This is a genomic window from Herbaspirillum sp. C7C8 (assembly GCF_022627875.1).
In the GTDB taxonomy this organism is placed as follows: domain Bacteria; phylum Pseudomonadota; class Gammaproteobacteria; order Burkholderiales; family Burkholderiaceae_D; genus Herbaspirillum.
In genome coordinates this window covers 127,742-136,871 of the sequence record NZ_JABXGG010000016.1, presented here as the reverse complement: position 1 = coordinate 136,871, position 9,130 = coordinate 127,742, and the positions used below count along the sequence as shown (strand labels likewise).

Here is a 9,130-nt window from a genome sequence, read left to right as displayed (position 1 = left end):
ACCCAAATTCGCGCCTTGCACTTCATCCCAAACGGGACTCGCTCGCACTCACGCCTATTTATGAAATGGGTTCTAGTACAAGAATCAGTCTCAGGCCGTCACCGCCTGCGGTGCCGCCTTGTTGCGGTACAAGATCAGGGTCGCAATCAGCCCGCACACGGCGGCTGCGCTCATCCAGATGCCCGGGGCGGCCTTGTCGCCGGTGGCCTGGATCAGACCCGTCGCAATGGCCGGGGTGAACCCGCCGAAGACGGCGGTGGCCAGGCTGTAGGCCAGCGAGAATCCTGCGGTGCGCACGTCGGCCGGCATCACTTCGGTCAGCGCCACCACCATCGCACCGTTGTAGCTGGCGTACAGGAAGGACAGCCACAGTTCGACCATCAGCATCTTGGCAAAGCTGGCGTCATGGACCAGCCAGTTCACGGCCGGGTAGGCGGTCAGGATGGTCAGGACGGTAAAGGTCACCAGGATGGGGCGACGGCCGATACGATCCGACAGCGCGCCCATGATGGGCAGCCAGATGAAGTTGGACAGACCCACGCACAAGGTCACGATCAGGCTGGACTCGGTGGACAGCATCAGGACCTTCTTGCCGAAGGTCGGGGTGTAGACCGTGATCAGGTAGAACGACACGGTCGTCATCGACACCAGCATCATGCCGGCGATCACCAGCTTCCAGTTCTCGATCATGGAGCGGAAGATCTGGCCGGTGCTGGGGCGGTGCTTGCGGCGCATGAACTCTTCGGTCTCCTGCAGCGAGCGGCGGATCACGAACAGTACCGGCACGATCAGGCAGCCGATGAAGAAGGGAACGCGCCAGCCCCAGTCACCGACCTGGGCCGGCGTGAGCGTGGTCGAGAGCAGGTAGCCGATGCCGGCCGCCACGATGATGGCCACCTGCTGGCTGCCCGACTGCCAGCTCACGTAGAAGCCCTTGTTGCCGGGCGTGGCCATTTCGGCCAGGTAGACCGACACGCCGCCCAGTTCCACGCCGGCCGAGAAGCCTTGCAGCAGGCGGCCGATGAGCACCAGCATGGGGGCCAGCGCGCCGATGGTGGCGTAGGACGGGACAAAGGCGATGAGCATGGTGCCCAGCGCCATCAGGGCCAGGGTCACGATCAGGCCCTGGCGGCGGCCGACACGGTCCACATAGGCGCCCAGGATGATGGCGCCCAGCGGACGCATCAGGAAGCCGGCGCCGAAGGTCATGAAGGTCAGCATCAGCGAGGCAAAATCGTTGCCGCTGGGGAAGAAGGCCCTGGAGATATGCGTCGCGTAAAATCCGAACAGGAAGAAATCGAACATTTCCATGAAATTGCCGCTGGTCACGCGCAGCACCGTGGAAAACTTCGAGGGTGAAGAAGTGGATGTCGTCATGAGATGTGCCTCGTTATCTGTTGGGCGGACCGTGTTGATTCCGGTCTTGCGCCTGTCTCGTACTGCCCTGCGGCAGCCTGTGTCAGGATCTTTTTTAGTGGGAACAGCTATTGCGCCGGGGATTCTATGCCTGAAAGCGGCCCGTAGGACCGGCTTGCTGCACTGCGTATGCAAATATCGGTTTTTTCGATAGCTGGATGAAAGCTTCAGGCGCCATTTCTCTCACAAAACGCCCTGGGCAGGACAAACTGCGCTGCATCAAGGTGATGTCCGCCGGACTATGGTGCAATGCGGCAAAGCGCCATGATCCCGAATCCGGGTCGCACAGTACCTCCATGAAAGGTCCCCATGAAAACCGCCGTCTACAGCGCCCGCCGTTACGACCAGACCCTGCTCTCAAGCGCCAATGCCGCCTGTGGTGCCGGACATGAACTGATCTTCCTGCAGGATCGTCTGGACAGCACGACTGCACAACTGGCCAGTGGCTGCGAGGCCGTGGCGGCCTTCGTCAATGACGACCTGGGGGCCGCCGTGCTGGAGCGGCTGGCCGGGCTGGGCGTGCGTTTCGTCACCACGCGTTCTACCGGCTTCAATCACATCGATACCCAGGCGGCCCGTCGGCTGGGCATCACTGTGGCGCGGGTAGCGGATTACTCGCCGTATTCGGTGGCCGAGTTTGCCGTGGGCCTGCTGCTGGCAGTCAATCGCAAGATCGCGCGTGCCAGCCTGCGTACGCGGGAAGGCAATTTCGAGCTGGAAGGCTTGATGGGCTTCGACCTGCACGGCAAGACCGTGGGGGTGATCGGGACCGGCAAGATCGGCGCGCTGTTCGCCCGCATCATGGCCGGTTTCGGCTGCACCGTGCTGGGCAGCGACCTGCATCACAATCCGGACTTCGAGGCGCCGGGCGGGCGTTACGTGAGCCGCGATGAACTCTTCGCCGCCAGTGACGTGATCTCGCTGCATTGCCCCCTCACCGAATCGACCCGCTACCTGGTCAATGCCGACAGCCTGGCGCTTGCCAAGCCCGGCTGCATCCTGGTCAATACCAGCCGCGGCGCCCTGGTGGATACGGAAGCGGCCATTGCCGCCCTGAAGAGCGGCCGCTTGCGCGGCCTGGCCATCGATGTCTATGAGCAGGAAGCCAGCCTGTTCTTCCAGGACCTGTCCTCGACCATCATTACCGACGACGTCATCCAGCGGCTGGTGTCCTTTCCCAACGTGATCGTCACCGGCCACCAGGCCTTCTTCACCGAAGAAGCCATCGGCCAGATCATGCAGACCACGATCGACAACCTCAGCGGTTTTGCCGCCGGGACCGACCTGGGTGAGCGGCGGGTGGCCTGATCAGGCGCTCGGGTGGTGGGGGTCGAAGAGCGTCCCCAACTGGTCACCGATGCGGGGACGCAAGTACGCGTACACGCGCCGGATGATGTGCTCGGCGTCATCCGCACCATAGGTCTGCGTCAATTGCCGCTGCATGTCGAAATGCAGGTAGAGCAGGCCGCGCAGGCTCTGGAAGGCGGTCGGATGATACTGACCGCATACCTGTTCATTGTTGTCCAGCACCCGGTTGAGCACGCCGGGATCGAACAGGCGCACCTGGCAGATGACGGCGCAGCGGACGATTTCCATGTCCAGCGCTTCCAGTTCCTGGGTCAGTTCATCGGGGGTGTGGCGCTCGGCGCTCAGCTTTTCGCTCATGACTGTCTTTCGGCGGAGGAGGGGGAGCGCCCAGCATAGCATTTGCTGCATCGCGGAAAACATGTCGAAGATCAATCCTGGTGGGATTGGCGTGGGCTGCCCCTGTCAATTCTGCAAATGACTTCACTTGCCGCAGAGGGGGGATACTGTCGCCAGGAGTCCGGCGGGGGCACATGCCGCCCCCGCTCCATTGGCCGCCGGTCTGGCGTGCCAGGGTCATTCCAGCGCTGCCGCCGGTCCGAAAAATTCATATCGGCTCTGCGCCGCCGGGACGCCCAGCGCGCCCAGTGCAGCCTTGATGGCCTTCATGAACGGCTTGGGACCGACGAAGTAGGCATCCACATCGCGCGTGGCCGGCAGCCATTGCTGCAGCAGCGCGGCATCGATGAAGCCGGTGGCATATGGTGCCGGGTCGCCCGCCCGCGCCCGCTCATAGCAGAAATGCGCCCGCAACTGCGGATGCCGCGCTGCCAGCTCTTCCACCTGGCGGCGGAAGGCATGCACGCCGCCGTGGCGCGCCGCGTGGATGAAATGCACCGGACGACCAGTCGGCAGGGCCGCTGTCAGCATGGTCATCATCGGCGTAACGCCCACGCCGCCGCTGATGAGCACCAGTGGCTTGTCACTGGCGCTGAGCGTGAAGTCGCCGGCGGGCGGGAACAGTTCCACCACCGACCCCACATGGATCTGGTCATGCAGCTGGCGCGAGACCTTGCCTTCGGGTTCGCGCTTGACGCTGATCCGGTACTGCAGCGGCTGGCCGTGCTGACGCAGCGGTGCCGACAGTGAATACTGGCGTCGCTGCTCCAGTCCGTCGACCACCATGCGCAGGCCGATGTACTGGCCCGGCTCGAAGTCCATCAGCGCACCACCATCCTGCGGCACGAAGTAGAAGGAGGTGATCTCCTCGCTCTCGGCCACCTTGCGCGTGACGACGAAATTGCGCGCCCCGCGCCAGCCACCGGGTGCGGCCGCCTTGGCATCGTATTGCTGGCGTTCTGCGCCGATCAGAATGTCGGCCAGCTGGCCATAGGCGGCGGCCCAGGCGTCGATGACCGCATCGGTGGCGATCTCCGCACCCAGCACTTCGCGGATGGCGCGCAGCAGGCAGTCGCCCACCATCGGGTAGTGCTCCGGCAGCACCTGCACGGCCACATGCTTGTTGATGATCTGCGCGGCCAGTGGGCCCAGTTCCTCCAGGCGGTCGATGTGGCGGGCGTACATCAGCACGCCGTTGGCCAGCGCCCGCGGCTGGTCGCCGCTGGCCTGGTGCGCACGGTTGAATAGCGGGTGGACCTGCGGATAGTCGCGCATGAGCATCTTGTAGAAATGCGTGGTCAGCGCCTCGCCCCCCGATTCGAGCAGGGGAACGGTGGATTTGACGATGGCGAGTTGGGCATCGGTAAGCATGCTGAACCTTTCAGGTGAGTGGGGAAGGGGCCGGAATAGCCGGTTCACTCTCCTTGTTACAAGACGCGTGCCACCGCATGAATCCAATGAAATCAATGACTTGCTGATTGATGAGGTAGTAATGACCTGTGTCATAATGACTTTTTATTCTTTCGCTGGTAGTCGATATGACCTCAAAAGTGCTGCTGGACGCCTTGTTGCCCCTGGTGGCCGACCTCTCGCGCCAGATCGATGATCGTGAGCGCTATCGCCGCCTGCTGCAGACCTTGCGCACGCTCTTTCCCTGCGATGCGGCTGCGCTGCTGCGGCTGGAGGGTGAGATGCTGGTGCCGCTGGCCATCGACGGACTGGCCAGTGACACGCTGGGACGACGTTTCCGCATTGCCGACCATCCGCGCTTCGGCGTCCTGCTGGCCAATGCCGCGCCGACACGCTTTCCTGCCGATTCGACTCTGCCGGACCCTTACGATGGCCTGGTCGACGGCTTGAACGATGCCCATTCGGGCGCGCTGGAAGTGCATGACTGCATGGGGTGCGCGCTGTCCGTCAATGGTCGCCCCTGGGGCCTGGTCACGCTCGATGCGCTGGGGGCGGGCCGTTTCGACCAGGTGGACATGGCCTCGCTGCAAGCCTTTGCGGCACTGGCGGCGGCGACAGTCAACGTGGCCGAACGCATCGACGATCTGGCGCAAGCCGGGGAACAGGCACGCCAGCGCGCCGAAGCCTACCGGCTGGGGCTGGAGGAGAGCCAGGGCAAGCGCGAACTGATCGGACAGAGTCCCGCCCGGAAGCAACTGCTGGAGGAGATCCGCATGGCCGCGCCCAGCGACATGACCGTGCTGGTCAGCGGCGAGACCGGCACCGGCAAGGAGCTGGTGGCGCACGCCCTGCATGCCGCTTCGCCGCGCGCCCACAAGCCCATGATCAGCCTGAACTGTGCCGCCTTGCCCGACACCCTGGTGGAGAGCGAATTGTTCGGCCACGTGCGCGGCGCCTTTTCCGGCGCGGTGGCGGATCGACGGGGCAAGTTCGAGATGGCCGATGGCGGCACCTTGTTCCTGGATGAAGTCGGGGAACTGCCGCTGTCGGTGCAGGCCAAGCTGTTGCGGGTGCTGCAGAGCGGGCAGTTGCAGCGGGTGGGCTCGGACCGCGAACACCGCGTGGACGTTCGGTTGATCGCGGCCACCAATCGCGATCTGTCCGAGGAGGTCAAACGCGGCCATTTCCGGGCTGATTTCTATCATCGTCTTTCGGTCTTCCCGATTCGCGTACCGCCCTTGCGCGAGCGCGGACGTGACGTGCTGCTGCTGGCGGGCTATTTCCTGGAACAGAACCGGGCGCGCCTGGGCCTGGCCAGCCTGCGCCTGTCCGCCGACGCCCAGCGCGCCTTGCTGGAGTACCCCTGGCCCGGCAACATCCGCGAACTGGAGCACCTGATCGGCCGCAGCGCCCTGCGCGCCCTGGCCGCGCAGGCGCGGCGGCCGAACATCCTCACGCTGGAGGCGACCTCGCTCGAACTGGATCAGGCACGCACGGCAGCGCCGCCGCAGCAAAGTGCGCCGGAGCCGGATGATCCGGGTCCGGCGCCGAACCTGCGGTCCGCGGTGGAGCGCTTCGAGCGCAAGCTGGTGGCCGACAGCCTGCAGCGCCATGGCGGCAACCTGGCCGCCAGCGCGCGCGAACTGGGCCTGGACCGGGCCAACCTGAACCGCCTGGCCAGGCGCCTCGGCCTGCGCTAGCCGTAGGACGGTGGTTTAGGGGCGATATGAAGAAAAAGAAAAGAAAACGGCCGGAATCCTTCAGGGCCGGGACCCTTCCTGATTCCGGCCGCAACGGCCATGAAGCTTCGTGTCAAAAACCGCGAAGCCCGGGACGACATCAGAGCTGTTGGTGCTCCACGTCCAGTTCTGCCAGCTGGCCGCGAATACGGATGGCCGTCAGGTTGCGGGCCGCTGCGGCATCGTCGTTGACGTGCTGCAGGTCTTCGGGCGGGGCGCTGACGACCTTCACGGGTACGCTTGCAGGGTCGGTGCCGGTAATGCCGGGGTTGAGTTGCGACATGATGATCTCCAAGGGATGAAAATCTCGTGCAGGCCCGCCGGTGGCAATGCAGGGCGGGCGGGACTGCCCTACGCGATATCAGGGATATGAACGTTTTGGCAATCCGAATGATGCAATATTAGCCGTTTTGGTTGCGCTGCAACAGGTAGTGAGCGGCTTAAATTTTTGTAGGAAGACGCGCAATGTTGATGCCTGGCAATCCTCCTGGGCCGACGCCTGAGTCCGGGGCCGGGCGGTCGCTGCCAAGGATGAGGGATACAGGGGCGCAATGACGACGGGCTGCACATAGCGAGGTTCAATTTGCGCCTCCGTCCCCGGCTCACTAACATGAAGCTTCCTTGCACCTGACGTAAGCAATGAGGGTTCGGGACGCACTTTCTGCTTGCCGTCTTGGTGGCGCTCGCTGCGAAACGATTTAAATTATTTAAAGTATTTAAATGGTTTAAATCGTTTAAATAGTTTGGATGGTATGGATGGTTTGGATGCTTCAAAGCGTTCATGCCGCCCGAATCATTGCGCCGTTTCATCAGCTCATCTGGCAACGCAGTGCCAATGCAGCGTTGCCAGCTCTTCCGTGATCGACCACCGCAAGCCGCCAGCAAGATACCGGCGCAGCGCGTCAACGCAGGCGCGCATGAGGGATTTTTCGCCGCGCTGCAACAGTAGGATTCATCCTACGCCATCTCAGGCCGCTGTCCGATAGTGAGCGGATCTGCCGATCCGTATAACGTCAATCATCGGCGCTCAACAGACTGTCCAGTCCAACATCAACAAGAAGGACATGTTTTCGTCCCGGCCACCGGATCAAGCCACGGCCGGGACGACAAACCATGCGATGCGACGAGCCAAGGATGCTTTCCATCTCAGGTGCTTTCACACATTAGGGGTCCATCTTGCAAGCTCGAGTTCTGTTAGTCAGCTCAGAGGCCGTACCGCTCGTCAAGACCGGTGGCCTGGCCGACGTGATGACGGCGCTGGCCGTATCGCTGCGCAAAGTCGGTATCGATGCCAGCATCCTCATGCCCGCCTATCCGGAGGCGGTGCGCAACCTTGGCGACACGGTACAGATCGGTTTGAAGCACGGTCTGCCCGGTGGCGCCGGCCGCCTCTTGCGCGGCACCGTCCCCGGCACCGAGGTGCCGGCGCTGTTGCTGGATACGGCGCGTTTTCGCCAGCGTGGCGCCAATCCCTACGTCGATAGTGATGGCGTCGAGTTCAGCGACAACGCCCTGTGCTTCGCCGATCTGTCGCATGCGGCCGTGGCCATCTGCGCCGGCGAAACCAGTCTGCCGGTGCCGCACGTGGTGCATGCCAACGACTGGCATGCCGGTCTGATTCCCTGCCTGCTCAAGCTGCGCGGGCTGGATCACATCGGCACCATGCTGACCATCCACAATCTCGCCTTCCAGGGCAATTTTGCGCTGGAATCGGCCGAGCAGATCGGCATCCCCCAGCATCTCCTGACCGGCGACGGCGTCGAATACTGGGGCAAGCTGTCCTTCCTCAAGGCCGGCATCCGCTTCTCGGACTGCGTCTCCACCGTCAGCAAGAACTACGCCGAAGAGATCATGACCCCGCGCTTCGGCTGCGGCATGGACGGCATCCTGTCCTTCCGCAAGCTGGACCTGCGCGCCATCCCCAATGCCATCGATGCCGCGCTGTGGAATCCCGCTGATGATCCGCTCATTGCCCGCAACTTCAGCATCGGCAACATGAAGGGCAAGGCCGCCTGCAAGCGCGACCTGCAAAAGCTCTTCGGCCTGCCGGTTGATCCCTTCGCCCCGGTGATGGGTCTGGGCTCGCGGATCTCGCACCAGAAGATGGCCGATGTGGTGATCGAGGCACTGCCCGGCATCATGGCGCGCCATCCGCGCCTGCAGGTGGTGATCCTGGGGTGTGGCGACCATGATTACGAAGCGGCCTTCCTCGATCTGGCCGAGCACTATCGCGGTCGCATCGCCGTGCATATCGGCTATGACGAGCGTCGTGCCCACGCCCTGCACGCCGGCAGCGACATGCTGCTGCACCCGACCCGTTTCGAGCCTTTCGGCCTCACGCCCCTGTATGCGATGCGTTACGGCGCCATCCCCATCGGCTCGCGTGTGGGCGGGCTGGTCGATACCGTCCGCGATGCCGACCTCGACCCGCAGCGCGCCACCGGCGTGCTCTTCGAAGGCGAGACCGCAGCCGACATGCAGCATGCCGTGGCACGTGCCTTCGCCCTCTACGGTGACACGGAGCGCTGGCAGAGCGTGCAGCGCAATGCCATGAGCATCGACTGCGACTGGGCCGGACCGACCCGCGCCTATCTCGATGCCTATGCCCACGTGGCCGACATGGCGGTGCGTCCGCTGTTCGCTCCACGTCCGCTGGCCGTCGAACGGCCCGCCGCACAGGCCCATGCTCAGCATGAGCGCGCGGTCAGCCCGGCTGCCGCCATCGCTGCGGCACTGGCGGGGGCGGTGGGCGTACCGGTGTCAGTGGCCGCTGCCTGAGCGACGCTTGCGGGGCCCGCTGAGCTCTGGGCCCTGGCGACATTCCGATCTGATCCTCACTCGGTCCACGTGGGCCGGGCAGG

General features: G+C 63.8%; 7 protein-coding genes. 3 read left to right on the top strand and 4 right to left on the bottom strand.

The window, feature by feature from the left end:
• Nucleotides 1-90: 90 nt before the first annotated feature.
• Nucleotides 91-1,377, bottom strand: coding sequence for an MFS transporter (locus HWE01_RS18125; protein ID WP_008329259.1), 1,287 nt, complete (start codon nt 1,375-1,377; stop codon nt 91-93).
• Between the two features lie 348 nt (nt 1,378-1,725).
• Here HWE01_RS18125 and HWE01_RS18120 point away from each other — a divergent pair, with 348 nt between their 5' ends.
• On the top strand, nt 1,726-2,724 hold the full coding sequence (locus HWE01_RS18120) for a 2-hydroxyacid dehydrogenase (RefSeq protein WP_008329258.1): 999 nt from the start codon (nt 1,726-1,728) through the stop codon (nt 2,722-2,724).
• Here HWE01_RS18120 and HWE01_RS18115 read toward each other — a convergent pair whose 3' ends face one another.
• Nucleotides 2,725-3,081, bottom strand: a complete 357-nt coding sequence (locus tag HWE01_RS18115) for a hypothetical protein (protein ID WP_008329255.1) — start codon at nt 3,079-3,081, stop codon at nt 2,725-2,727. It lies immediately after the preceding gene.
• A gap of 216 nt (nt 3,082-3,297) precedes the next feature.
• Nucleotides 3,298-4,491, bottom strand: a complete 1,194-nt coding sequence (hmpA, locus tag HWE01_RS18110) for an NO-inducible flavohemoprotein (RefSeq protein WP_008329253.1) — start codon at nt 4,489-4,491, stop codon at nt 3,298-3,300.
• 167 nt (nt 4,492-4,658) lie between these two features.
• Between hmpA and norR the strand changes: the two genes are divergently transcribed.
• On the top strand, nt 4,659-6,230 hold the full coding sequence (norR, locus tag HWE01_RS18105; protein ID WP_008329251.1) for a nitric oxide reductase transcriptional regulator NorR: 1,572 nt from the start codon (nt 4,659-4,661) through the stop codon (nt 6,228-6,230).
• Between the two features lie 139 nt (nt 6,231-6,369).
• Here the strand turns inward: norR and HWE01_RS18100 are convergent, their stop codons facing one another.
• Nucleotides 6,370-6,552: a hypothetical protein gene (locus HWE01_RS18100; RefSeq protein ID WP_241822498.1), complete on the bottom strand. Its 183-nt coding sequence runs from the start codon at nt 6,550-6,552 to the stop codon at nt 6,370-6,372.
• An 893-nt stretch (nt 6,553-7,445) separates the two neighbouring features.
• On the opposite strand from HWE01_RS18100, the gene glgA reads away from it, so the two are divergent.
• Entirely contained in the window at nt 7,446-9,047 is a 1,602-nt protein-coding gene (gene glgA / locus HWE01_RS18095) for a glycogen synthase GlgA (protein WP_241822497.1), read from the top strand.
• Nucleotides 9,048-9,130: the final 83 nt, after the last annotated feature.

What these genes read in the sequence shown, in the direction of transcription:
- HWE01_RS18125 (WP_008329259.1), bottom strand. Translation starts at nt 1,377, where the DNA reads ATGACGACATCCACTTCTTCACCCTCGAAGTTTTCCACGGTGCTGCGC.
- HWE01_RS18120 (WP_008329258.1), top strand. Translation starts at nt 1,726, where the DNA reads ATGAAAACCGCCGTCTACAGCGCCCGCCGTTACGACCAGACCCTGCTC.
- HWE01_RS18115 (WP_008329255.1), bottom strand. Translation starts at nt 3,081, where the DNA reads ATGAGCGAAAAGCTGAGCGCCGAGCGCCACACCCCCGATGAACTGACC.
- hmpA (WP_008329253.1), bottom strand. Translation starts at nt 4,491, where the DNA reads ATGCTTACCGATGCCCAACTCGCCATCGTCAAATCCACCGTTCCCCTG.
- norR (WP_008329251.1), top strand. Translation starts at nt 4,659, where the DNA reads ATGACCTCAAAAGTGCTGCTGGACGCCTTGTTGCCCCTGGTGGCCGAC.
- HWE01_RS18100 (WP_241822498.1), bottom strand. Translation starts at nt 6,552, where the DNA reads ATGTCGCAACTCAACCCCGGCATTACCGGCACCGACCCTGCAAGCGTA.